Below are 24926 nucleotides of genomic sequence, written 5' to 3' on the forward strand. Positions count from 1 at the left end.
CGTCATTTTCATTCATCATATGTCTATCATTTAAAAAGTATTATATTTTTTAGAACAAGCGCTATTTCTCCTCAACAAAAAAAAGAAGCCTAATTGGCTTCTTTTTAAATGTATTGGCTGATGTGGTGGGAAGTATTGGCATTGACACGGTATTTGAAAACCGGACGCCCGATACTGCCATAATGCATCTCCACTTCGAGAAGCTGCACATCTTCCAGGAACTTCAGATATTTCCGGACGGATACTTGCGACATTTCTGTTTCCTTCGCTATATCCTCTGTTGTGAAGAAATTATAACGGAAGGTAAGGATGCTGTTCCATACAACTTTCAAGGTGCTTCTTGTAAGACCTTTCGGGAGCTGTACCATCTGTTCCTGTTCCGGCAGCTGGAGCAGCTGGCTGTCCAATTCCTGCTGGGTCATCTCTTCCTTGTTGCTGAAAATGAGCTGTCGCTTCCGATAACCGCTTAAAGCGTGCTGGAATCGATCGAATTCGAACGGCTTGATCAAATAATCGACCGCACCGTATTGCAGCGCTTCACGGATCATCGGTTTTTCGCTTGCAGCGGAAATGATGATTGCGTCCACTTGTTGATCACGTTTCCGAATCTCCTTCAGCAATTCGATTCCATTTTTACCTTTCATATATACATCCAAAAGAAGAAGGTCCACTTCATTCTGCTGCATGAATTCAAGAGCTTCTTTATAATTCTGGGCCGCACCGACTGCAGTGAAACCACTCATTTGTTTGACATAGCGTTTGTTTAATTCGCTAACCATCGGATCGTCTTCCACGATCAGTACTTTAATCATTTATTACATCCTCCTGTGTATCATACGGCAACTGGACGCTGAAGGTAGTTCCCTCATCAGGCTCACTTGTCAAGACGAGAAAGCCCCCCAGCTTCTTCACATAATCCTCCACTTGGTACAGGCCGAATCCACGGTCATTTCCTTTTGTGGAATAGCCTTGCTTGAAAATTTTCTCTTGTTGTTCTTCGCTGATTCCTTTTCCTGTATCAGTCAGCTCCAAGTAGAGCAGCCCATCTGTGTACTTCATGGAAAGCTGGACACGCTTTTCAGGCTGCTGATCGACAGCATCCACAGCATTGTTCATAAGATTGCCGAGTATGGTAATCAGCATTTGATTTGTTTTTTCCGATGTATTCGGTATTGTTTCCCGGCAGCTTACTTCAAGCTGGACACCGTTTTCAGCCATATAGCTCTTCTTACCAAGCAGGAATCCAGCAAGGATAGGATTTTTCAGCTGATGGATCATAGCAAGTGTCGCTGATCTTTCCTTACCTGCCACGTTTTTCACATAGCGCTCCAACTGATCATAATCCTCCAATTCCAGCAAACCTAGGATTACATGCAGTTTGTTCATGAAATCATGTGTCTGCGCCCGGAGAGCATCGGCATACAACATCGTATCGGTAAGCTTCTCGTTGAGATGATTGTATTCCGTCCGGTCAAGGAATGTAGCAATTGCGCCTTCTGTCTTTCCTTTGATTTGAATTGGAATTTCATTCATGACCAGTGTCAGCCCATTATGCTCCACTTGACGGCCAATCAGCGGTTTATTCCAAGCAATCACTTGATGAAGCTTGGTAACAGGGAGCACATCATCCACATGGCGGTTCTTCAGCTCGCCTTTGATCCCCATCTCTTCCAGCAGTCTCTTGCCTTCTTTGTTGACCATCTGGATCTTTCCTTTGGTATCAACAGCCAGCATCCCATCTTTGATTGATTCAAGCATAGCGATCCGCTCACTCAATAACGCAGCAATTTCATCTGGTTCCATCCCATGCATGATTTGTTTGATCTTCCTTGCAAGCAGGACTGCTCCGATCAAACCAATAAGCAAACTAAGTACAGTGGCTAAATATAAAGGAACGCGGTTGCTGCGAATGATCTCATTCAGCTCATTCATCGTGATGCCGACAGCAACCACCCCAACTTGCTCTCCTTGAGCATTATATACAGGAGCAAATGCTCGCAAACTTAATCCCAGCGTCCCTTTCGCCTTCGATACGAATTCTTTTCCTTGTATCGCCGGAGTTTCATCTCCTCCAGCAAATTCTTTTCCGATTTCATTCGGATCGGGATGGCTCAATCGGATGCTATCCATATTCATAACCACGACAAAGTCTGCATCCGTAATGCCCATGGCCTGTGTGGTAAATCGCTGTAGTGTGTCGGAATCCTGCTCGTCTGTTGCCTCGACAACGACCGGATCGACTGCTATCAGCTTGGCAGTTTGCAGCACTCTATCCCGTTCTTGGGATTTGATATTATTACTCGTCTCGATTCCGATCATGACGAATGTCGTCGTCACCGCCAGAATAACGACAATGAATACCAATGCTGTCATCTGCGTCCGCAGCTTTATTTTCTGTTTCAAATATAACCTTCTCTCTTTTCGCTTTCGACGTTTCAAGCTCATTATCTCTAAATTATAGCGGAATAAAGTCCGATTATAAACTAAAAAAACCACCAGTAGGCGGCCTTTTAGTCAATAGATCGTTTCATCATCGAATCGCTGCGATTTTTGCTGCTTTTTCTGTTTCGGATTCTGTTTGAGCATTTCTTGAATTTTTTCCACTGCTGTCGGCGCTGCTTCAATCAGCTTTTCAAACAGATGGGTTTGTTCATCCAGATGGATCATCTTAACGCCTTTATGACCGACAATGAGAAAGGCGATCGGGGTGATGGACACACCACCTCCGCTTCCCCCTCCAAAAGGCAGCTCTGTCTGTTCACCTTTACCTTGAGCAGCCGTATCAAACTCGCTCCCTCCAGCAGCAAAACCAAATCCGACGCGGGACACAGTCAAAATGATACTCCCATCCGGTGTTTCGACTGGGTCACCGACTATCGTATTGACATCAATCATTTCTTTAAGATTTTCCATTGCAGTCTTCATCAAACCTTGAATCGGATGATCTGCCATAATGCTCCTCCTATCTTCCTCTGGCATTGGATATAATAGCCTGCATAGCTTTCCCGGTACGAATGGACACTATGCACTGAAAGCTGGTATTGAAAATGGAAGTATTGAATATTGGCTGTACTTGGATATCAAAAGGCTCTGCTGTCCGGAAATTCGATCGGATGACCTGATTGGCAATCCCCTTGATTGCCCATACAAAACCGACAAGCGTGCCGGCAGAAGCTGCATCAGACAAGCCGATCATTGTATGCCAGCGTAATTGCTGAAGCTCTGCATTTTTGGTGATTATAAGCAGATACGGAAAGGAATGACTGATTTTTTGTAAATCAGCAAATAAATCGACAAGCTGCTGCTTCAAATCCTTGAAAGATGAAGGCTCTATGGAAGAATTCTGCTTCATTTGCCATTTATGTATACGGATGCCGAAAACCCGAATTTGGATGTTCCATTCAGGAGTAGCATAATGAATTTGAAACGTCACTTTAGCAGTAATTGCCACTAAAAATAATAGTAGTACAACTGTTGCAATACTAATGGCTATCCACATATCTTCTTCGCCTCCTTCTACGATAGGATAAGCTTTTTCTTTTGTTTTTACACAGAAAAGGAGCAGCGTATTGCTGCCCCTTCATGCCATACTTATGAAATTATCTGCTTAATTGCTCTTGTGCTGTACGGACAAGACGTTTTGTGATTTCTCCTCCAACAGAACCGTTGGCACGAGAAGTTTCGTTTCCGCCAAGCTGTACACCGAATTCTTGTGCGATTTCGTATTTCATTTGATCTAGAGCTTGTTGCGCTTGAGGTACAACTAGCTGGTTGCTTGAGTTGTTGTTAGCCATTGTATGTCACCTCCTTGTACATGTAGCATGTGCCGACAAGGAGGTTAACATACGAAAAATTTTTATGGGAAGTTCTTACAATAAATCAGCGAATGGAGCCGAGTTTTCAGCAGCGGGAGATGCCGTGATGATCTCTGTTCCTTCGATTGCCCGTTCGAACTCGGCAGAGAAATCGATTGTCCCTTCATACAAATGGACTTTTTCACGCCGCGGCCTTGTTTTAGGTGCTTCCGGTACGAATACCGTACAGCAGTCATCGTATGGACGAGTCGAAATATCATACGTATCGATCTGTTTTGAAATATCGATGATATCCGACTTGTCCATTGTGATCAGCGGACGCAGAACCGGAAAGTTTGTCACTTCATTGATTGTGTGCATGCTTTCCATTGTTTGACTTGCCACCTGACCAAGACTTTCACCTGTGGTCAACGACAAGATGCCTTGTCTTTGGGCAATTCTTTCACTTATCCGCATCATCATCCGGCGCATGACTGTCATGCTGTAGCCGAAAGGAATTTCCTGATGCACCTTCACTTGCAGTTCCGTGAATGGCACCACATGGATCTTCACCTTGGCACCGAACTTGGACAAAGTTTGTGCCAAATCAATCACTTTCTGTTTCGCACGCTCATTTGTGTAAGGCGGGGAATGGAAATGGATAGCTTCTATCTCCACCCCGCGCTTCATTGCCAAGTAGCCTGCGACAGGGCTGTCAATCCCGCCGGAAAGCATCAAAAGTGTTTTTCCTGAGCTGCCCGCCGGCAAGCCGCCCGGACCCTTTATTTTCTGGCCGGTCACATATGTTGCACGTTCTCTGATTTCCACCATGATGTCGACACCCGGATTCCGGACATCGACAGGGTAACCTTCACTGTTTTGCAGTACATACGCACCGATACGCTGATTCATCTCCTGCGAGTCGATAGGAAATTGTTTATTTGTCCGGCGGCAAGATATTTTAAAACTGGTGCCTCCCGGATTATCGAGCAATAGCTGCAAAGCTGCTTGTTTGATTGCCAGCTCCTCATTTTCTGTCCGGATTGCGAGGCTGAAGCTGTGAATGCCGAATATATGACGGCATGCTTCCACGATTGGTTCATGATCTTCCCCATGAAGATGGATGTACATCCGGTCGCGCGTACGTTCAACTTTGGCTTTTCGGTAAGGTTTGATTTGATCCTTGACATTAAATTCAAGCTGTTTGGTGAAATGCTTTCGATTCTTGCCCTTAAGCGCCATTTCTCCATAACGAATCAATATATGATCATACTGCATAAGTTTATCTCATCACTTTCTTTAAATGGGTTAATGTTTCTTTTAGAACCTGCAGGAAATAGGCCACTTCTTCCTGTGTGTTATCGTAAGAAAAGCTCACCCGGATAGCAGATTCTGCTTGAGCATCCGGCACTCCGCAAGCAAGCAGGACGGCGCTTGCATCACTATTCTTTGAAGAACAAGCGGATTTGGTCGATACGTAGATATCTTTTTCGCCAAGCGCATGGACCAGCACTTCAGGTTTTAGGCCCGGAACCGAGAAATTCACGATATGCGGAGCTCCTGCAGGCGGGGAATGCACAATGACGCCTTGCATTTTCTCCAATCCGCTCAAAAGCTTTTCCTTTAGTTCAAAAAGCTTGGCAGGATGATTTTGCAATTCTTCCATTGCCAGTCGCAAGGCTTTTACCATAGCTGTAATACCGGGTACATTTTCGGTTCCGGAACGCAGTGCCTGTTCCTGGCCTCCTCCAGATAACTGGGCTGCTATATGTGTATTCCCATCCTTATACAGGATGCCGCTCCCTTTCACTCCATGGAATTTATGAGCCGATAGCGTATAAAGGTGAATATGACTCTCCTTGATATCGAGTGTCACTTTTCCAGCTCCTTGGACACCATCTACGTGATATGTGATTTTAGGAAATGCTGTCAGCATCTGACCGATTGTCTTGATCGGCTGGATGGTACCAAGCTCATTATTTACATGCATCACACTGACAAGGATAGTTTCATCTGTTATGGCTGCCTTTATTTTTTCAGGTGTCACATAGCCGTACGTATCCACATCCACATATGTCACCTTAAACCCTTGACTTTCCAATTCCGCACATGTTTCCAGGACAGAAGGATGCTCTACGGCTGTCGTGATGATATGATTCCCTAATCGCTTTTTCCGATAGGCCGTTCCTTTGATTGCAAGGTTATTCCCTTCCGTGCCCCCGGATGTGAAGAAAATCTCATCCTCCCCAACACGAAGCAGCTGGGCAGCCTGTTTACGGCATGCTGTGAGCAGCTGTTCGGCACTGCCCCCCAAGCGATGCAGGGAAGAAGGGTTGGCGAAATACGTTTGTGCTGCTTCTGTGTAACTGGCAAGTACATCAGGGTGCGGTCTAGTTGTTGCGCTATTGTCAAAATAAATCATTTATCCGTCTCCCTCTGTTCGAACTGTCTTTTACTAAAATAAAACAATCCCTCGCAAGTGGCAAGGGATTGCTTTATGTATCAGCTGGGAATCTTAATATGTTTTTCCAAGCGTTCCAGCGCCTTTGGCTCTATATCCTGCAAAGCGCGAGCGGCCCGCTCCAAAGCTTGTTCATATTGATATTCACGGAATAACTTTTCCGCTTCTGCCATTTCCGCTGCAAGTATCGGATATTGACGGCGATACCGATTGGAATACTGAATCACCACTTCTGCCAGATAAGCCTGCTCGAGCAAATGTTCGATTTGCTCAATAGCGCCATTGCTGATTTCCTCTGCCTGCTGCAGATGTGTCCGAACCTCAGCCATATCGAGCGGATGTGCTTCGAGCACCTCCATTGTAAGGGAAGTTTTCTCCTGGCTATCTTCCACCATCTTCCACAGTTCCTGCGGTACACCTGGAATATTGCTCTTTTGCAGCTTTCGATTTACATCGTATAGCTTCTGCCGCATATCAGCAATTTTCTCTTTCGCTTCCAGTTCGTCTTTTCGTAATGTCTTGATCTTTTCGCGGATTGCTTCATGCTCTTCCTCAATGGCGCTCAATTCACGGAATCCAGCTTCAAGTTCCTCCTTGAGTTTTGCATGGGATACACGGTCATCATCGACCTCCTGCTGCAGCGCTTCGAGCTGTTTGACAAGCCTGGAAATCTTCGACTCAAGCTTCAAATGGAATTCGACATCGTTATCCGTAAAGAAATATGATTCCCGAAGCAAATCGATCTCTTCTTTTGTCTTGATATATGCCTCTGTCTTCTTTTCAACAGCTTGGACGTATTGCTCAAATTTGGAATCGACATAATTCTTGGCCATCGCTTCATTTTCGAGCAACTGATACATTTCCTTAATACGGTTCTCCAAAGTAGGAATGTATAATGTTATCTCTTCTGCATCCCCAGCTTCCAGCTGTCTGATAAGCTGATTTAATCTTTCCTTCTCCGCTTTCAGCTCATCCTCGAATCCAAGATGATGGATACGGTAGCCGTCCTGCTTCATCTCACGGATGCCACCCAATAAATCCGTCACCTGCGCTGGCAGATCCTGCTTAACTTGCTTATATGTTTTAGGGAAAGCCTCAATCTCTGCTTCCAGCGATTCCGTCTTCGCCTTCACATCCGTGATGAGTTGGTTAGCTTCGAAATAGTTGCCGGATTCAATGAGTGAATGATAGGCAGCAAGCTGTGTGCTCTGCTCGGCGATTGCCGTTTCAAAGCGGACATCTGCTTTTCCGTATTGATGGCGATGCTGTGATATTGTGCGCTTGAGTGCCTGTAAAGCAGGCTGTAAAGCTTCAGCTTGTTCGCGGGCTTCTTCTTCGGAAGCAAGCAGTTCGTCCAGTTCGCGAAACATGCCTTCAATCTTATCCTCTATCCGGGAGAGCGTGACTTCCACTTGCTGCAGATGCTGCTTCGCTTTCTTGAAACGATAGCGGTCGGCTCCCTCCTCCGCATCAAAAAGAGCCTCTTCTGTATCCGGAAGCTCTTTCGTCACGATATGATCCCAGCGTTCCTTCCATGATTCGAATTTTTCCTGTGTTTCTCCAGACAGGTTCAACGCTTTCACTTTCGCTAATTCTTCCGATACATTGCGGTTCGCTATATCCATTTTCCAGCTTTCAAGCCGGTCCACTTCATCATAAACTCGCTTTCTCATAATCAGGCCCAAGGTGATCAAGGCGATGATTAGAATAATTCCTCCGACGATGTACAGCAATGTCCAGCCTCCTAACCAATACTCGGGAAAAAGGAGTAATACCCTAATAATCGTTATCTATTTTTAATACTAATATGATACCATGTAAACCGCAAATATGGCTAAATTTTTTCAAATTTCTCAGGTATTTTCCATGTTTTTCCCTCTGTTATGTGTCAATTGGCTGATACCGCCCTTAATGAGGCGGGGGAAACTGTAGCAAGCGTATCGATCCAATGGTGGATGCTTGAAGTATACATACTGCAGAAATAGTGCCGCGACTCTTCTGTCAGCATCATTCCTTTCATTTCCTTGCTCATCGTGAATGGGGCAGACAGCATGCCTGACAATTGCATATATAGATAGACTCCTTCGCGTTCCCGTATCCCGATTGTATCCAAGTAATCCCTGAAGGCCTGCTTCAGTGTATGGCTCTCTTTAGCCAAATACGTCACCGCCATTTCCCTGACGAATACGGAATCGAGCATAAGCTCCCTTTGTATGAAAGCCGTGAATTGATTCCGCGAGAGTTTATAATGTATAATTGCTTCAATTAATTGCTTCAGATAGATACCGGAAGATTCCCGACCGCGATTTTGGGCCGTTTTTTCCAGTACAGCAAGATATTCTTCGTAATACAGCACGACGGATGCTTCCAGAAGTCCTTGCTTGCTTTTGTAATAATAGTTGATCAAGGAGACATTGACCGAAGCTTTTCCCGCAATATCGCGGACGGATGTCCCATGGTAGCCTTTTGTGTAGAACAATTGACAAGCGGCGTCCATCACTTTCTGTTTCGTGTCATTTTTTTTCAATCTTCTCAGCTCCTTTACTTGTTGTATACGACGGCGGCTGCTGCTATCCTGCATCTTTCGCTCGCCAAATATCGCGCCTTCTGTCGAATTACAGAAAATCAATATATGGGGGAAATGAAAATGTTCGAAACAACGATTTATAGCGGTTCCCGTGAAAAAGATTATGAATTGCTCGTGAAACAGCTTGATGCATTGCTTACAGGAGAAGATGATGAAATCGCTCATTTGGCTAATGCTTCCGCTCTTTTGAACCAATTCCTGGATGATGTGAACTGGGTTGGTTTTTATCTTCATAAAGGTGAGGAACTGATTCTCGGACCATTCCAAGGCCTTCCTGCCTGCGTGCGCATCAAAATCGGAAAAGGCGTATGCGGGACAGCTGTTTCGGAAAATAAGACGCAGCTTGTACCTGATGTCCACCAGTTCCCTGGTCACATTGCATGTGACGCAGCAAGTCAATCCGAGATCGTTGTTCCTATCGTCGTGAATGGCAAATCCTACGGAGTGCTTGATATCGACAGCCCTTCCAAAAATCGATTCGACGAAACTGATCAGAAATATCTGGAACAATTCGTCGGGATTCTCGTCAAACATTTGACTAAATAAGAAGACAGCTTCCGATCGGAAGCTGTCTTTTCTTTTCTATATACAATATCTATTTTTTCCGAGCCGTTTGGCATCGTACAACTTGCGGTCCGCCCTGGAGAACAGATTATGGACGGATGGGCGATCCGCTTCTGTCCATGTGGATACCCCGCAAGAAACTGTCACTGCAGGACGTGTCGTTCCGGCGATGCTTTTTACGATTTGTTCTGCCTTTTTGATGGTTTGCTCAAAAGAAGCATGAGGCAAATAAATTGCCAGTTCTTCCCCGCCCCATCTTGCTGCAATATCAGCGGGGCCGATCATATCCTTGACAAGATTGGACACTTGGATCAGAAGATAATCACCAGTATTGTGGCCATATGTATCATTCACTTTTTTGAAATCATCGATATCGATCAGGATGAAGCCTCCTTTGGTATCTCCCAGGATATGTTCACGCATCCGTTCATCCAAATAACTTCTGGAATAAAGATTGGTCAGATAATCCGTTATCACCAATTTTTCCAGCCTCTCTTGCAGCATGGAATTGACAATCGATAAGGACGAGTGCTGCACAAGCGATTCGATAAGCCGGAAAGATTCGAAGGTGAAGAAGCTGGGATTCCGGTGCAGGACAATCACGACACCGCGCAGCTGCTCCGACCTGACCATAGGAAATACCAGCAAGGACCGATAAGACAACCTTATCTCCGGATATCGTTCCTGAAAATTGCTGATAAACATCGCTTCCCCGTATTTATCCCGATGGTGACGCCCGACGAATTCCAGGAAAGGCTTGGATTCTTCATCAAAAAAGAAATCCGTGCTGCCTTCCAGAGTGGTACCGACATCTTGATTCCCTTTATATAAGATGAAACCTATTTCTTCCCCGCCAAAAGTATCCCGTATCTGCTGATGCATCAACGTGATGGTATCCGATAGACGCAAGTTGGCATTCATTTTCTTTGATGTTTCATTAATCAGCTGCAGATCACTGATCAGCTTCTTGGAATGCTGATACAGCCGTGCATTTTCAAGTGCATTACCCGCTGAATCAGCCAGCTTCGTGATGAAGCTTTGATCTGCTTTTGTATATTGCAACCCAAAAGGAAGCGATACATGCAATACACCATAGATTCCCTGTTTACCATTCAGCGGTACATAACGATTGATTACTTTCCCCTCTGCGCCAACTTCCACTTGCACTTCTCCTGTCATATAAGCTTTCGTGCTGGCCTCATGGACAGAGTAATCATATACGAGATTCTTGATAGGTAAATCCGTGTCTCCATGGTAATCTTGGGCGAGCAAAAGTGCATACGTGAATTGAGGATAAGTTTGCTGCAGTGTTTTGATCAGAACAGTCAGTACATCATGCATATCGATCGAAGCATGCAGATTCGTTGTTGCTTCATATAATTGGATGGCATGCTGCTCGTTTTCTTTCGTCTGCTGCAATCGAATAAGGTGAGTGACCAAATTACCGATTTCCAATGCCAGCTCTCTGCAATCAGGGATCATTCCCCCGCCGCCACCGATATAAAGGAACCCGATGACATGCTCATCCGACTTTTGCAATGGCAGTATGCTGTCCAGTGTCCGCGGAACATCCCTTAACAAGCCAGGCTTACAAATATGCTTGGGATCATAGCTGACAGACAAATAGAAACCACTTTGCCTGGGACCGGCATAGCTTATGCGCTCCAAACGCTGTTGCCACTCATCATAGATGAACAGCGCTACACTGTCTGCCTTCAGGAGATTCTTCATCTTATCCGTCATAAGTGCAAGTATCTCCTTGTAACTATAATTTTCTCCCGATACAAGGAGCTGGTAGAAATATAGCTTTGCTTGTTCAAGATTGCTGTCAATTAGCCGCTCCATATGCATCTCACCTTACATTTTGGTATTTTTATTCTATTATATAAGATAATAGACTCAATTCTCAATGTTTATCCTAGTCCTATTTACTTACATCCAGTTACTCATGGTATCCTTTGCCGATTTAACTTGACTTCCAGCAATCAAAAAGCTTATAATACTCTTTGTGTAAAATAAATGGCGGCCTATGTGAACTCCCATTTGTCTGATTTTGTTCCTTTCTTGGCAAGGCGATATAAAGAAACGCATACTCGTTTCTCCTTGTTTCAGAAGGTGTATCGTGTAACTCTCTGCTGTCGGAGCGATGGTACATGAAAACATAATCGGCAAGTGACTCGAGAGCACTCTGTTTTTATTTTATGCAAATAAAATAATAAAGGTGGAATTTATCCATGGCACGTTATACAGGTCCATTATGGAAAAAATCCCGTCGTCTTGGTATCTCCCTAAGCGGAACAGGTAAAGAGCTTGACAAACGCCCTTACCCACCAGGACAACACGGTCCAAACCAACGCAGAAAGCAATCCGAATACGGTTTGCAACAAGCTGAGAAACAAAAACTTCGTTACATGTACAACATGAACGAACGCCAATTCCGTCGTGCATTCGAGGAAGCTGGTAAAATGAAAGGTATTCATGGTGAGAACTTCATGATCCTTCTTGAATCTCGTCTTGATAACCTTGTATTCCGTCTAGGCTTGGCTCGCACTCGCAGACAAGCTCGTCAGATCGTTGGCCACGGCCACATCACTGTAGACGGTAAACGCGTAGATATCCCATCTTACCGCGTAAAACCTGGTCAAGTTATCGGTGTTCGTGAGAAATCCCTTAAACTTGACATCATCACTACATCTGTTGAAGCGAATAACTTCGTTCCAGATTACATGACTTTCGATGCAAACAGCTTGCAAGGAACTTACTCTCGTTACCCAGAGCGTTCTGAGCTTCCAGCTGAAATCAACGAAGCACTTATCGTCGAGTTCTACTCCCGTTAATTGCTTGAAAAACTCCGGATTGCCGCAAGGCATATCCGGAGTTTTTTTTATGCAAAGAAGCCGCTATCGATGCGAACTACTTCCCCATTGAAAATTGTGCTTTGGAAATGAGCAAAAATGTAACAAGCTCCGCTATTTCTTCCGGCGTTCCAAGACGTTTCTGCGGAATACCACCCGGTTGCATTTTTTCATTTTTGGATTGGCTCAGCTATCACCTCTTCAGCAAATCGGATGACTGTCGCTTGTCCAAATCCGCTGCCTGCCCTCCGCGATGATTGCCACTTCACTCATATGTGATCCCTGCGATAGCAGATAGTTTTTACTGCACACACACTATATTGTACGATCTTCATGTCATCTATCTTGCCAGCATGATTTTTTCTACTGCATTTTTCAAGGAATTCGTTGTCTTTAGCTGATGAAGCGGTATACCTAACTGTGTGGATGTTTGTGCGATTTCAGGTCGCATACCCGAGATGATCGTTTCGACACCGAGCAGCTTCAATGCTTCAATGATGGAAAAAATTCGCTGGGCCACCAATGTATCGATGACGACAACACCAGACATATCGATGAACAGATGATCGACCTCAAGCATAGCACAGCTATGGAGTACACTATCCATCATGAACTGGGCCCGATTTGTATCGATTTCACCTATAAGCGGCAGCAGTGCCACATTGGGAGTCAAGGAAATGACAGGCGTACTCAGCTCCAATATCATTTCCTGCTGTGCCTGTAATTTGAATTCAGATTGTTTGGCGTTTTCACGAATGAACCATACAATCACTTGGTTAAAGGAATCGGTTATTTTCTCATAATAATCAAGTGCCGTTTGCGCATCTATATTCTTTTCTTTGCAGAAATCGCGCAGCAGCTCAAGATACAAAGCCTGATTACGGTAAAATTCATTAATGATTGCATCGATCGGAGTATCAAGATGACGGTCATCCTTGGCAATGGATGCAATCCAATCCTCGAATGCCTCACAAGACACGGTAGAATCTTGGTTTAACACTTCGCAAAATTGTCTATGAAACCCTCTATTCTGATCTTTCAATCTTGCTATCGCTTCCGGTTCCCCAACAGCGTACACACCACTTGTCTTATCAGCAGCTGCATACCACTTTTCTACGAGTTGATCTATATTTTTCAAAAAATGCTGATGTAATTCCTGTTGATATAGCATTTCCCTGCTCCTTATTTCATTTTTTACTAAATAGACACTTTTCACTATAGCGCCTTTCATCGGGCTTATCCACAATGAACAAGTACAGTAGAAGAAAAATAATACCATTTTCCTAGGTGTTGTTGAATAAGTAATTTCTTGGTGACAGACACTAGGGTTAATTCAAAAAAGATGGGGTGCAACTAAATGTATTATTATAAAGAAGAATTAATCAATATCATTAAACCGGATAAGCCGGATCCCGCTGCCGCGAAAGTACTGCAAGAAATCCTAGGCGGACATTATGGGGAAATGCGAACTATGATGCAATACTTCTTTCAAAGCTCTAATTTCCGCGGGAAAGAAAAACAGTTCCGCGATCTTTTGCGCGGAATCTTCCTGGAGGAGATCGCGCATGTAGAGTTGGTACAGAATACCATCAATGCCTTGCTGGATGAGTCTGGTGAAGGCGGAGCGGGAAATACTGCACCCGATGGAGCTCCACTTTCCGGTCCAATCGAGCATACACCAAACGTGAATCCTCACCACTATATAATCGGTGCCCAGTCTTCCATCCCATTCGATGCATCAGGCAATCCGTGGAATGGATCCTGGGTTTACAACCACGGAAACCTCATCGCCGACTTGTTAAATAACGTCGTACTCGAATCGACAGGAGTACTGCAAAAGACACGTATATATGAAATGAGCTCCAATGCCGCATTCCGGGAAACGCTAGGTTTCCTCATCGTCCGGGACAATGCCCATCAAAATGCTTTTGCCAAAGCCTTGGAAACGCTGGGAGTCGATTGGGGCAAAACCTTCCCGATTCCAAATTACGATATCAATAAATATCCGGAATGCAAAAAATTCGTCGACATGGGCTTTCATAATACCCAATTCAATTTCCGTCTTGACCAGACCCGCATCGCTGAAATTATCCAAGGGTCGGTTCCCAGTCGAAATGGTGGCGAATTTAGTGTGTCACAGCCGCCTGCAGGTTTCCCTGTACCTGAATTACCGGATCTACCGAACGAGCATAGCAGCGGATTAAGCGATTTAAACCGATAACAAACAGAAACCTCACCGCAAATGAACGGTGAGGTTTCCCTTTACTTCAAATCTTTATTATTTTTTGTACTGTCTTTGATCTCTGCTTCTTCTCGTCTTACTTTCTCATTTACATGAACATTATCTTTTACATCTTTCTTATTGACGACGATTTCTTCTTTGATGATATCCTTCTTATCAACATCTACTTTTTCTTCATAAACCGGGACATGGATGCCGTCTTTTTCCGCATAAGCTCCTGTATTTTTATCAGGCTCACTAACTTTATTCACTGGACGACGCTCGATATTTACCTCCTGTTTCGTAACTGGAATGTCAAATTCCTCCTGATCAGTCACCGTGCGTTTTTCTACATCTACTTCGCCGGATTTCACTGGATTAGTATCCACATCCACTACTTCTTCATGTAATTCCATCTGTTCTGTCTGGGAGGCTTTTGGGTTATTTGTTTTGTTCTTGTTGCGTTCTGATAATGCTGAAGTACCGGGTTGTGCTTTACTTGCACCATTCAATAGGCTATTCTTTTCTGCTGTTGATAGAGCCTCATGATTGGTTTTAGCTTCTGGCTGCAATTTCTCTCTGGCGGAAGGGTCTACAAATAATAGAATCTTCCCGTTTTTCAATTCATCTACATATCGATCTGTTTCTGTTTGATTCAAATTCAATTTCTGTAATGTTTTCTCTTCTGGATCATCTCCGGAAAACAAAGCAGATACTTTATCACCAAAGGAACCCTTCGCTTCTTTGTAATTCACACTCAGCCGATCAGCCAAAATGGAAGATTCAGGTTTCTTATCGGTGATCACCGTTACTTTGTTTTCTTGAATTCCTTTTGATTTCAATTCATTTACCCTTACAACCACATCATTCTCGTTTTGGAAGGTTTCAATTTTGTGAGCTAGCATGTTGTCATACCTCCTATACCTTGTTGAAGTGTTGCATGTTTTTTATGTTCCCGGCATGAAAATTAATAAACATATTTCTGATTTCAACAAAAAGAAGATACAGCTATCTGCATCTTCTTGGAATTCTTACGGATGGAATAGTACTTTCACAGCATCAATACTTCGGTCAGTAACCTTTTTGAACATTGCTGGACCTTCACTTAGTGGTATGTGATGACTTATCATTTTCTGTCCATTTATTTGACCTGTTTTCATATAATGGATAGTATTGAACCATTCCTTGCCAGGAAAAGGAGCGGATAATGCATTCCAGGATCCGTGAATCGTCAGTTCGTTCCTGACGATTTTTTCGAAATAATTTCTTTCAATATTTATATCGGCGTATGGAATCCCAAGATAAACAACCTCCCCGCCCTTTTTCGGGAGTGCCAATACTTGCGCGGAAGTTATTGGTGATCCCGCCGATTCAACAGCCAAGTCGACACCTGCACCATCCGTGTATGCTGATATCGCCTCATGGGCCGGTGCAGAACTTGCATCAATCACATGATCAGCCCCGACTTCCTTGGCAATATCCAATTTCTTCGTATCGATGTCAATGGCAATGACCGTTTTTGCACCGAAGATTCTAGCCCACTGGATGGCAAGCAGACCGATACTTCCTGCTCCCATTACAGCAACGGTTGCTCCTGGTCTGATCTGCGTCCGGTAAAACCCATGTGCCACGACCGCAGCAGGTTCGATCAAAGCCGCTGTCTCACTTTCCACCTCAGGAGGAAGCGGTATGACATGGGGAGAGGGAAGCTTCACATACTCCGCAAATGCACCCGGTACCTTGGATCCGATAACCATCAATTCCTTGCATCTTGACGGGTATCCACTTTTGCAGTGTAAACATTTTCCGCATGCATATGTCGGGCAGGCAGCTACTCTGTCACCAATTTTGACGTTGCTGACACCGCTGCCGACTTCTGCGACAGTGCCGGCAAATTCGTGCCCGAACGTCGTCCCCGGCCGATAGGGACCAAGCTTTTTGTAACGCGACAGATCGGAACCGCATATGCCGGCAGCTTCCACCTTTATAATGACATCTTGATCTGCTTCAATCACTGGCTGCGGCGATTCTTCATATCTTATATCCTCTATTCCATACAGATTCAGCGTCTTCACGGTGTTACACCTCTTTATGTCTGTTTCGATTTCTTTCCTGTAAACAGCTTCACTAAAACGCCGCCGATGATGATTCCATTAAAGATCAGCTGGTGCTCAAAATAGAAAGCGCTCACTCCCCTCATGGGGCCAAGCATAAAGTCAAGCATCATTTCTGCCATGTTATCCCTCCCGACTAGTAATCCGTATCCGATTTTTCGTTATGGATGATTGCAACAGCACCACTTGCACCAATCCGTGTTGCTCCAGCTTGCATCATCTTGACAGCATCGTCATATGTCCGAATGCCTCCGGCAGCCTTTATCCCAATTTTCCCTTGTACGATTGATGATAGAAGTTCGATATCTTCCACTGTCGCACCTCCACCGTTAAAGCCGGTGGCTGTCTTCACGAAGTCGGCTCCAGCAGCCATTACAATCTCTGCAGCTTTCCGTTTTTCCACATCATCCAATAAAGCTGTTTCAATGATCACTTTTGTTGTCAGACCATCGGCAGCTTTTACTACAGCATCAATATCCTGATGAACAGCATCGTATGCTTGTGATTTCAATGCTCCCAAGTTGATCAGCATATCAATTTCGGAAGCACCATCCTCGATTGCCGCCTTCGTTTCTTCTACTTTGACCCTCGTCGTGGCTCCGCCGAGCGAAAAGCCGATTGGTGCCCCGATTTTTATATTATGTGGCGAAAGGATCGTAAAAGCATACGGGATATACCAAGGGTTTACAAAAACCGTTCGGAATCCATAGGTAATCGCTTCCAAGCAGAAGGCCTTTATATCATCTTTACTGGCGGTAGGAGCCAGCATCGTATAATCGATCATCTCGATTAATTTTTCTTTTTCCATCGGCTGCTCCCCCTTCTTTCACTGGCGTCAAAAGGACTTTGATCGCTTCACCGGATTTGATCGACTGATAGGCCTGCTCCCATTCCGTTATATCGAATACATGGGTGACCAACGCGGCTGCATCGACGGCACCGCTTCCCATCAGGCTCAAGGAAGGTTCCCAATCGGCCGGCTTTTGGCTTCTGCTCCCAACGATCCTCAATTCCTTTTGGATAACCTGTTCCATATCAAATGGTACCGACGTTTCCGCAAACAAACCTACTTGCGCGTACTGCCCCTTCTTACGCAGAAGTTTCAACCCTTGACGCGCCGCAGGAACTGCTCCGGAACATTCGAAGACGACATCGGCCCCATAACCGTCTGTCAACCCTGAAACAAGTTCCTCCAGTGAATCGTCCTGGATATTGACCACATGATCGATACCTAACTCTTTTGCTTTCTCCAGACGAACTTTGTCAGAAGAAAGGCCGGTAATGATGACCGCCGCCCCTTTACTTTTGGCAACTTGTGCAGTCAGGAGACCGATCGGACCCGGTCCGATCACCACGACGATATCATCTTGTCGGATTGTCGTTTTAGCTACTGCGTGATGAGTGCATGCAAGTGCCTCTGTCATCGCTGCTGATTGGTCATCGACATTGTCAGGGATCTTGTGGATGCTCGCTGCTCTTGCCACAACGTAGTTCGCAAAACCTCCATCTTGCTGCGTTCCAAGCCCTTTACGATAGTTGCACAAGTTATAATCCCTCTGCTGACAATATTCGCACTCGCCGCATATATAAAATGTTGTCTCGGATGTCACCCGGTCACCCGGCTTCCAATCGGTGACATCTTTGCCCACTTCCTCGACGATACCGGCAAATTCATGGCCCAGCGTAACGGGAGCCGCTACCCGGTAGCTCCCTTCATACGTATGGATATCCGATCCGCAAATGCCTGCATATGTCACTTTGATTTTCACTTGATCTTCTTTCGGAAAAGGTTCTGGTTTGTCTTCTACAACTAAATTTCCAAACCCCAACTGCTTTTTCACCAATGCTTGCATGAAGTGATCCTCCTAATCCATCAATTGAATAATGCGAAGAACTTCCAAATAATCCAGTTGACTAAGTTGCCTCCCTGGTCGATGCTAGAAACCATCGCGGATCCTTCCGGCATCTCGATATCGGCATTTGTTGTCATTTCCGTGAAAATAGGAGCTATATCGGTAGCCATATATAAAGACAAGGCTATCATGATTGTCCCGGTGATGACCGAATGGATGATGTTCCCTTTGGCTGCTCCTACGATGAAAGCAACAATGAACGGAATGGTAGCTAAGTCCGCAAATGGCAGGACAGCATTACCTGGCAGGATGACTGCCAAAAGGACGGTGATCGGCGTCAGAATCAAAGCCGTGGAAATGACAGCTGGGTGTCCCAATAAAACGGCTGCATCCAGACCGATATTTATTTCACTTTTTCCAAATCGCTTACTGAGCCAGTTCCTGGCAGACTCCGATACAGGCATCAAACCTTCCATCAAGATCTTCACCATACGTGGCATCAAGACCATGACAGCTGCCATCGCCATACCGATTTCGATGATGTCGCCGACTCCGTACCCTGCCAATGCACCAATAGCTGCACCTAACAGTAAACCGATCACCATCGAGTCTCCGAATATCCCAAACCTCTTTTGGATCGTTTCCGGATCGGCGTGTATCTTGTTCAAACCCGGAATCTTCTCAATCAGCTTTACGATCAAGATACCTGGTGCATAGGAAATCGTGCTTCCGGTCGCCACTGTGACACCCGGCATTTCATAGAAGTCCTCTACCATCGGCTGTGTCCAATCGGCTACTTTCAAGCAGACAATCTGGAATAGGACAGCCGCAATCAGTCCTTGTACGACACTTCCTGAAACCGTATATACCACAGCAGCCATAAATGTATAGTGCCAATAATTCCAAATATCCACGTTCATTGTTTTCGTCGTCTTCGTTACCAGCATGACGACATTGACAACCAGACCGAGCGGGATGATGAATGCCGCCACTACAGATGCCCAAGCAATGGATGACGTGGCCGGCCATCCGACATCGATGACATTGAGGTCCACTCCCAAACGGTCGACCATCTGCTGTGCAGCAGGTCCTAAATTCAATGTCAATAAGTCAACTACAAGGAAAATACCAACAAAAGCCACCCCGATGGTTAAACCCGACCGGAACGCCTTGCCAGGCTTTTGTCCGAACAAAAGTCCAAGAAGGAAGATTGCTACCGGCAAGATCACCGTTGCACCCAAGTCTAGAAAACTTTGTAAGAACCCGACAAATGTATCCATCATGCAGCCCCCACTTTTGGAAAGGAGGTCGATTCCAATACCTTGGAACCGACTCCCAATTTTTATTTTTTCAATTCAGTCAAGATCTGTTCCTTTGTTTCTTCCAAACCGATTCCTGTCAGGAACGAGCGTGCATTGATCACAGGGAAAGGATAGGATGTTTTCACCATCGCTGTCGTCACCAGCAAATCAGCTGTATCGACATAGGAATTCACTTCTGCTATTTTGATTTGAATCAAATTGACATCGATTTTATTTTCCTTCGCCATTTCTTCAATTGCACTGTTTACGACAGTGGAAGTGGCAATACCAGCACCACAAGCGACCAATACTTGTTTTTTGGCCATTATCTGTCACCTCCTTTACTTGCAGTCAAGCTAAGCTTTCTATCAATTAGCTGGACAATTTCCTCTTTTGTCTTGGAATCATATAAATCTTGCAGCGTCGTTTCCTCCTGCAAAAAGGTCATAAGGTCTCTTAATAACGATAGCTGCGCGTGTGACTCCTTCATTGCCAGCATGAAAATAATACTTACCGGCGTCTCCATCGAAGCTTCCCCCATCACCCGGAAGGCAGCTGGCTCCTTCAATACCGCAACACTGATTGCATTCTTTTTGACATGCTCGATATCTGTGTGCGGGATAGCGACAGATATCGATGAAGCAGTCGGCAAACCTGTCGGATAATCTTTCTCGCGCTCCATGATACCGGATACAAAGCTTGCTTCGACTATATCTTCTTTTACAAGATTCTCAGCCATTTCACGCAATATATCCTCACATGTCCCAGTCATTTGCAGAAATACAAGGTTTTCCCCTAAATAAAATTCAGCCATAATACAACTCCTTCTCCTTTACAGTGTCATTGGAATATTGATGGATGATTCGTCTCATCTCTGGTATGCCTGCAGCATTTATCATGTTTTTCACATCCGCTTCACACTTGGAGAGTTTCATGAGCTGCATGAGTGCATGTATATGCTCCTTCTTGTCCTTCGCCGCGATGACTACTAAAATATGAATGCGATGTCCTAAATACTGCACACCATTTTTGATCTTGAGCAGACTCATTCCGGTGCGGACAACACCATCTTCAGGTGAGGCATGCGGTATAGCTATACCGTTTCCTATCACGATATACGGATCTTTCTCACAGCTTTTGATCATAGCGTCAATGTATCTGTGTTCGATGATCCCTTTATCGAGCAGGATACCAGCACAGGATCGTACAGCCTCTTCCCATGATTCAATTTGATATGTCATCAAGACATGCGGATTCATCAAAAAATCTGATAGTTGCAGCGGCTGTGCCTCATCCGAAGTTGTACGAACCACATGCTGATCCACTTCACTGAGATATGCCTGAAGTTCCTGTTCCAGCGCCTGCTTGTTTTTGACAGTTGCATGATTACTGATGATTTTCATGATATCGCTTGCCCTTACTTCCTTGGAAACAAACCCATGGATATAGGTTAAAACCTGTTTTCTTAGGAGCCTTTTTTCGCGGGTATCCATCATCGTCTTCGTTAGGAACAGTTTTTTTGAAGTCTCCAGTAAGACTGGTGAAAATACAATATCGTAATCCAGGTCGTAAGTGATGAATTCGCGTACAGACATGCTATCCAGAAATACAAATTCCGGGAAAAGACCGCTTAACTCATGGAACATCAGCTTGGAAACAGAAACACCTTGCGGACACACCACAATTGCTTTCACTTTCTCCCCGATGCTTTCACCCTGCTGCCTGATCCAACCACCGATAAGCAAGGTGATGTATACCTGTTCGTTTTCCGGAATTTCACTTTGGATGAAGCTTTTCAGTGGATCAAGAGAGCGCTTGACCAACTGATGCAAAGAGCGGAATTCCCCACTTAACACACCTGGAACTGGTGTAGTGTCCGTAAGGTGGTATTTAATACGATAATAAGCCGGCTTGATGTGCTGCATCAGCTTATCAAGCAGCTGCTTCCGTTCCTGGACACGGATACAGGAAACCTTCTCGAAAAGACTGAGCATACTATCGACTGCTGGGAATAAATCAGGAATTGTATCCTCAGATTCCAGATTTGCCGTAATCACATTGGCCGACAATAAATGGAGAGTGATAAAAAGCTTTTCTGCTTCCGGCAATCCTTGCTGGTCAAATAATAATTCTTCTGCGGCTTGGTATTCTTTCGTTCCAGCCAATTCCTTATATCGTATCGGAGAGTCAGCCAAGCACTCTCCCTTTCTGACCCGCTCTAGAATGAGGAATAAAGTTATCGGCATCGTCTTCATTTTCTCATCAGTGAATTTGATCGATAGTTTTTTCTCTACCATCTCAATTCTGTTGCGAAAGGCATCCACACAATCCTTTTCCAGTTCCAATACATCTATTAATTCAGGAAGTCCATCGTCCGCTTCGAGTAATTCCATCAATGCAGACATTAAAGCTTTTCGAAGTTGAAATTCATTTCCTTCCATATAGTAGCCATGCTTTCGGCTGTATCGTATATGCAGATGAAAAGGTTCAAGCTGCTTCTCCAAATTCTTCAAATCACGCAATATGGTGTTTCTGCTGATACGCAATGCAATCGAGAAATGATCCAATGACAGGTAATCCTTGCTGATCAGCATACAAAGAAGGAGATGTGCCCTTTGACGAACGGTCAAAATGGAAGAATGATTCTGTTCCGCCGTTCCTTTCACATGATTCAGTGCCGTGAATACTTTTTCATCGATAAGAAAATGCCCCTGTGATGTTCGCTCGATCAATGGCAATCCGATATGTTCGAGCCAGCTATTGATCTTATGGATGGAATAGCCAAGCTGTCTTTTTGAAAGATCGAATTTCTTTTCCATTAAAGCACTGGATATGCTTGGATTACTTAATAAAGCATCCAATATAGCGGAGCTGCGTTCATTGAGATTCATCAAATCCTCCTTTCCTTACATTCATCTTAACACCGGCATTTTAATTTTGTATGCGCTTTCAACATCATTGATTGAAGAATGGATGTACAGCATGGGACGGAACCCAATACATGTCTTTGAGCACAAAAAAGCTCCGACAGAACATACTGCCGGAGCTTTTTTTGCTATCGTTTTATCTTCTAGTCTTATTCAATTCATTGGCATTCTGATCTTTCGTATTCGGCTCTGCATGAAGCCCATCATTCGGTTTATCAGCTGCATAAAGACCATCTGCAGTCACACCTTTCTCGGCTTCCGTTGCGTGATCAGTACGATCCTTTGCAGCTGCTGCCCGGGGGTGAGTTCGGGTTGCAGGAGCATTTTTTGCATACAGCAATACTTTTCCTGCTTTCAGCTCAGCTGCATAGCGCTCTTTTTCAGCTTCTGACAGACTTACGTTTTTGAGGACCTTTTTTTCTGGATTTTCACTGGAGAAAAAGGAGGAAAATTTTGCACCAAAGGAACCATTTGCTTCCTTATAATCGACATCTCTCTTGTCACCAAGGATGCTGTCCGCGGGTTTTTTATCCACGATGATCATGATATCTTGTTCTGGTACCCCAGAGGAAATCAGTTCGTTCACTTTCACTATTGCATCACTTTCATTCAAGCATAATTCGATGGTAGTTGTGTTAGCCATGTTTTTTTACCTCCTATTATTTACTTTCTGTAAATGCGGAAGTGCTATATGGTTTTTACATTCCCTCTGCCCTTTTTATCAAACATAAAAAGCACCGTCCTGTTCGGACAGTGCTTTTCATTAAGCGAATTTCAATAACGTATACTTTTTCTTACCGCGGCGGATGATGATGAACTGTCCATCGATTCGATCCGTATTTGTCAGTACGCGGGATGTATCTTCTTCTTTCTCACCATTGATGCGGATCGCACCATTTGTGATATCTTCCCTCGCCTGACGCTTGGAAGGGGAAATTCCCGCTTCCACCAGCATATCGACTAGCGGTTTGTCTTCGTCGGCAGCAGTGTGGGACGGAACATCTTTGAACCCTTGTTCGATTTCTGCACCATTCAAGGAAGCAATATCGCCACTGAAAAGTGCTTCAGAAATTTTTATCGCTTGTTCCAGTGCTTCGTTGCCATGTACAAGCGTAGTCATCTCTTCGGCAAGCTTTGTCTGCGCCAGGCGTTTTTCCGGCTCTTTCTCAACGCTCTCTTCGTAAGTTGCGATTTCTTCAAGGGACATGAAAGTAAAGTATTTCATGAACTTGATGACATCCCGATCATCTGTATTGAACCAGAATTGGTAAAACTCATAAGGAGTCGTGCGTTCCGGACTCAGCCACACTGCTCCACCAGCTGTTTTACCGAATTTCGTTCCGTCTGCTTTCGTGATAAGCGGAACTGTCAAAGCGAATGCTTTGTCTGGAGCTTCTTCATCGTTCCCTGCATACGTCCGGCGAATCAATTCCATGCCAGCTGTGATATTGCCCCATTGATCACTACCGCCAATTTGCAATGTCACATTTTCCTTTTCGTGCAAACGCAGGTAATCCAAAGATTGCAAAATCATGTATGTGAACTCCGTGAAAGAAATGCCATTCGCCAGCCTGGACTCAACAGAATCCTTTGCCAGCATGTAATTGACTCCAAAATGCTTCCCGATGTCGCGAAGGAAATCGATGATGCTCATGGAACCAAGCCAATCTTTATTGTTTACCGCTTTGGCAGCATTCTCACCTTCATCGAAGTTGAGGATTTTGGCCAGCTGCTTCTGTATACCTTGGCTGAAACTCTCAACTGTAGCTGCATCGTTCAAATTACGCTCATCAGAACGGCCACTTGGATCCCCGATCATTCCTGTGCCCCCGCCGATAAGTGCAATCGGGCGGTGACCTGCTTGCTGGAACCGCTTCAGCATCAACATCGGCACCAAGTGCCCGATGTGCAAGCTGTCAGCTGTAGGGTCGAATCCGCAGTACAGACTTACTTGCTGGCTGGACAGATGCTTCTCCAATCCTGCATCATCACTTGTTTGCTGAATCAAACCCCTGTCTTTTAAATCCTGTAAAATTGACATTTGATCACACTCCCTGCTTCCTTTGAAAATAAAAAAACCCCGTCCCCAAAAAAGGGACGAGGAAATAACTCGCGGTACCACCCTTGTTGCAGTATGAACTGCCACTCGGTTTGCTAACGGATATACATCCGTCTCCTGCTTGAACAGGAGAAGCTCCAGCCTGTACTTGGCAAAACAACTGTATACTGACTCGCACCGGCCGTCAGCT

Annotated in this window: 25 protein-coding genes, 1 pseudogene and 1 other annotated feature (1 of these 27 running past the window's edge); of the genes and pseudogenes, 3 read left to right on the forward strand and 23 right to left on the reverse strand. The window is 44.8% G+C overall.

The window, feature by feature from the left end:
* Nucleotides 1-104: 104 nt before the first annotated feature.
* The 9 genes from AB1K91_RS10060 to refZ form a co-directional block, all read right to left on the reverse strand.
* Nucleotides 105-812 (reverse strand): response regulator, encoded by a 708-nt coding sequence (locus AB1K91_RS10060; protein WP_413089694.1) that lies wholly within the window; start codon nucleotides 810-812, stop codon nucleotides 105-107.
* Nucleotides 805-2403 (reverse strand): DcuS/MalK family sensor histidine kinase, encoded by a 1599-nt coding sequence (gene dcuS, locus AB1K91_RS10065; protein WP_413089696.1) that lies wholly within the window; start codon nucleotides 2401-2403, stop codon nucleotides 805-807. The genes AB1K91_RS10060 and dcuS overlap by 8 nt, the downstream gene beginning before the upstream one ends.
* A gap of 111 nt (nucleotides 2404-2514) precedes the next feature.
* A complete protein-coding gene (gene ytfJ / locus AB1K91_RS10070; protein WP_413089698.1) occupies nucleotides 2515-2952 on the reverse strand; it encodes a GerW family sporulation protein in 438 nt (145 codons plus the stop codon).
* Nucleotides 2953-2962: 10 nt separating this feature from the next.
* Nucleotides 2963-3499 (reverse strand): DUF2953 domain-containing protein, encoded by a 537-nt coding sequence (locus AB1K91_RS10075; protein ID WP_413089699.1) that lies wholly within the window; start codon nucleotides 3497-3499, stop codon nucleotides 2963-2965.
* A 100-nt stretch (nucleotides 3500-3599) separates the two neighbouring features.
* The gene (locus AB1K91_RS10080; protein ID WP_095217236.1) at nucleotides 3600-3794 is read right to left on the reverse strand and encodes an alpha/beta-type small acid-soluble spore protein; all 195 of its coding nucleotides are present in this window, start codon (nucleotides 3792-3794) and stop codon (nucleotides 3600-3602) included.
* A 75-nt stretch (nucleotides 3795-3869) separates the two neighbouring features.
* On the reverse strand, nucleotides 3870-5072 hold the full coding sequence (thiI, locus tag AB1K91_RS10085; RefSeq protein ID WP_413089700.1) for a tRNA uracil 4-sulfurtransferase ThiI: 1203 nt from the start codon (nucleotides 5070-5072) through the stop codon (nucleotides 3870-3872).
* A gap of 4 nt (nucleotides 5073-5076) precedes the next feature.
* Nucleotides 5077-6216: a cysteine desulfurase family protein gene (locus AB1K91_RS10090; protein ID WP_413089702.1), complete on the reverse strand. Its 1140-nt coding sequence runs from the start codon at nucleotides 6214-6216 to the stop codon at nucleotides 5077-5079.
* Between the two features lie 80 nt (nucleotides 6217-6296).
* The gene (gene ezrA / locus AB1K91_RS10095; protein WP_413089704.1) at nucleotides 6297-7988 is read right to left on the reverse strand and encodes a septation ring formation regulator EzrA; all 1692 of its coding nucleotides are present in this window, start codon (nucleotides 7986-7988) and stop codon (nucleotides 6297-6299) included.
* Nucleotides 7989-8143: 155 nt separating this feature from the next.
* Nucleotides 8144-8782, reverse strand: coding sequence for a forespore capture DNA-binding protein RefZ (refZ, locus tag AB1K91_RS10100; protein WP_413089706.1), 639 nt, complete (start codon nucleotides 8780-8782; stop codon nucleotides 8144-8146).
* A 120-nt stretch (nucleotides 8783-8902) separates the two neighbouring features.
* Between refZ and AB1K91_RS10105 the strand changes: the two genes are divergently transcribed.
* Nucleotides 8903-9388, forward strand: a complete 486-nt coding sequence (locus AB1K91_RS10105; protein WP_413089707.1) for a GAF domain-containing protein — start codon at nucleotides 8903-8905, stop codon at nucleotides 9386-9388.
* 36 nt (nucleotides 9389-9424) lie between these two features.
* Here AB1K91_RS10105 and AB1K91_RS10110 read toward each other — a convergent pair whose 3' ends face one another.
* Nucleotides 9425-11251, reverse strand: a complete 1827-nt coding sequence (locus AB1K91_RS10110; RefSeq protein WP_413089709.1) for a sensor domain-containing diguanylate cyclase — start codon at nucleotides 11249-11251, stop codon at nucleotides 9425-9427.
* A 389-nt stretch (nucleotides 11252-11640) separates the two neighbouring features.
* Between AB1K91_RS10110 and rpsD the strand changes: the two genes are divergently transcribed.
* Entirely contained in the window at nucleotides 11641-12243 is a 603-nt protein-coding gene (gene rpsD / locus AB1K91_RS10115) for a 30S ribosomal protein S4 (RefSeq protein WP_413089711.1), read from the forward strand.
* A 47-nt stretch (nucleotides 12244-12290) separates the two neighbouring features.
* On the opposite strand, the pseudogene AB1K91_RS10120 reads toward rpsD, so the two are convergent.
* Together AB1K91_RS10120 and AB1K91_RS10125 are read right to left on the reverse strand one after the other, a co-directional pair.
* Nucleotides 12291-12447, reverse strand: a pseudogene (locus AB1K91_RS10120) (SDR family oxidoreductase); the annotation flags it as partial.
* A gap of 154 nt (nucleotides 12448-12601) precedes the next feature.
* Nucleotides 12602-13432: an STAS domain-containing protein gene (locus AB1K91_RS10125; protein WP_413089713.1), complete on the reverse strand. Its 831-nt coding sequence runs from the start codon at nucleotides 13430-13432 to the stop codon at nucleotides 12602-12604.
* A gap of 186 nt (nucleotides 13433-13618) precedes the next feature.
* Here AB1K91_RS10125 and AB1K91_RS10130 point away from each other — a divergent pair, with 186 nt between their 5' ends.
* A complete protein-coding gene (locus AB1K91_RS10130; RefSeq protein ID WP_413089715.1) occupies nucleotides 13619-14482 on the forward strand; it encodes a manganese catalase family protein in 864 nt (287 codons plus the stop codon).
* A gap of 41 nt (nucleotides 14483-14523) precedes the next feature.
* On the opposite strand, the gene AB1K91_RS10135 is transcribed toward AB1K91_RS10130, so the two are convergent.
* The 11 genes from AB1K91_RS10135 to tyrS all read right to left on the reverse strand — a co-directional run bounded on the left by AB1K91_RS10135 (nucleotide 14524) and on the right by tyrS (nucleotide 24718).
* Nucleotides 14524-15387, reverse strand: a complete 864-nt coding sequence (locus AB1K91_RS10135; protein ID WP_413089717.1) for a DUF2382 domain-containing protein — start codon at nucleotides 15385-15387, stop codon at nucleotides 14524-14526.
* 126 nt (nucleotides 15388-15513) lie between these two features.
* Nucleotides 15514-16557: a galactitol-1-phosphate 5-dehydrogenase gene (locus AB1K91_RS10140; RefSeq protein ID WP_413089719.1), complete on the reverse strand. Its 1044-nt coding sequence runs from the start codon at nucleotides 16555-16557 to the stop codon at nucleotides 15514-15516.
* 14 nt (nucleotides 16558-16571) lie between these two features.
* Entirely contained in the window at nucleotides 16572-16718 is a 147-nt protein-coding gene (locus AB1K91_RS10145; protein WP_413089720.1) for a hypothetical protein, read from the reverse strand.
* Nucleotides 16719-16732: 14 nt separating this feature from the next.
* Nucleotides 16733-17404: a deoxyribose-phosphate aldolase gene (gene deoC, locus AB1K91_RS10150; protein WP_413089722.1), complete on the reverse strand. Its 672-nt coding sequence runs from the start codon at nucleotides 17402-17404 to the stop codon at nucleotides 16733-16735.
* Nucleotides 17343-18449 (reverse strand): zinc-binding dehydrogenase, encoded by a 1107-nt coding sequence (locus tag AB1K91_RS10155; RefSeq protein WP_413089723.1) that lies wholly within the window; start codon nucleotides 18447-18449, stop codon nucleotides 17343-17345. Before AB1K91_RS10155 ends, deoC begins: the two co-directional genes overlap by 62 nt.
* Nucleotides 18450-18469: 20 nt before the next feature.
* On the reverse strand, nucleotides 18470-19729 hold the full coding sequence (locus tag AB1K91_RS10160; protein WP_413089755.1) for a galactitol-specific PTS transporter subunit IIC: 1260 nt from the start codon (nucleotides 19727-19729) through the stop codon (nucleotides 18470-18472).
* Nucleotides 19730-19791: 62 nt separating this feature from the next.
* Nucleotides 19792-20076 carry a PTS sugar transporter subunit IIB gene (locus tag AB1K91_RS10165; RefSeq protein WP_413089724.1) on the reverse strand — a complete coding sequence of 95 codons (285 nt, stop codon included), beginning with the start codon at nucleotides 20074-20076 and terminating at the stop codon, nucleotides 19792-19794.
* Nucleotides 20076-20564 carry a PTS sugar transporter subunit IIA gene (locus AB1K91_RS10170; protein WP_413089725.1) on the reverse strand — a complete coding sequence of 163 codons (489 nt, stop codon included), beginning with the start codon at nucleotides 20562-20564 and terminating at the stop codon, nucleotides 20076-20078. Before AB1K91_RS10170 ends, AB1K91_RS10165 begins: the two co-directional genes overlap by 1 nt.
* The gene (locus tag AB1K91_RS10175; protein ID WP_413089727.1) at nucleotides 20557-22641 is read right to left on the reverse strand and encodes a BglG family transcription antiterminator; all 2085 of its coding nucleotides are present in this window, start codon (nucleotides 22639-22641) and stop codon (nucleotides 20557-20559) included. Before AB1K91_RS10175 ends, AB1K91_RS10170 begins: the two co-directional genes overlap by 8 nt.
* Before the next feature lie 172 nt (nucleotides 22642-22813).
* Nucleotides 22814-23320, reverse strand: coding sequence for a general stress protein (locus tag AB1K91_RS10180; protein WP_413089728.1), 507 nt, complete (start codon nucleotides 23318-23320; stop codon nucleotides 22814-22816).
* Nucleotides 23321-23440: 120 nt separating this feature from the next.
* Complete coding sequence (tyrS, locus tag AB1K91_RS10185; RefSeq protein ID WP_413089729.1) at nucleotides 23441-24718, reverse strand: tyrosine--tRNA ligase; 1278 nt, start codon at nucleotides 24716-24718, stop codon at nucleotides 23441-23443.
* Between the two features lie 49 nt (nucleotides 24719-24767).
* Nucleotides 24768-24926: a binding site (T-box leader), on the reverse strand (it continues 48 nt past the right edge of the window).

The sequence above is a fragment of the Terribacillus jepli genome (genome assembly GCF_047228925.1).
GTDB lineage: Bacteria > Bacillota > Bacilli > Bacillales > Amphibacillaceae > Terribacillus.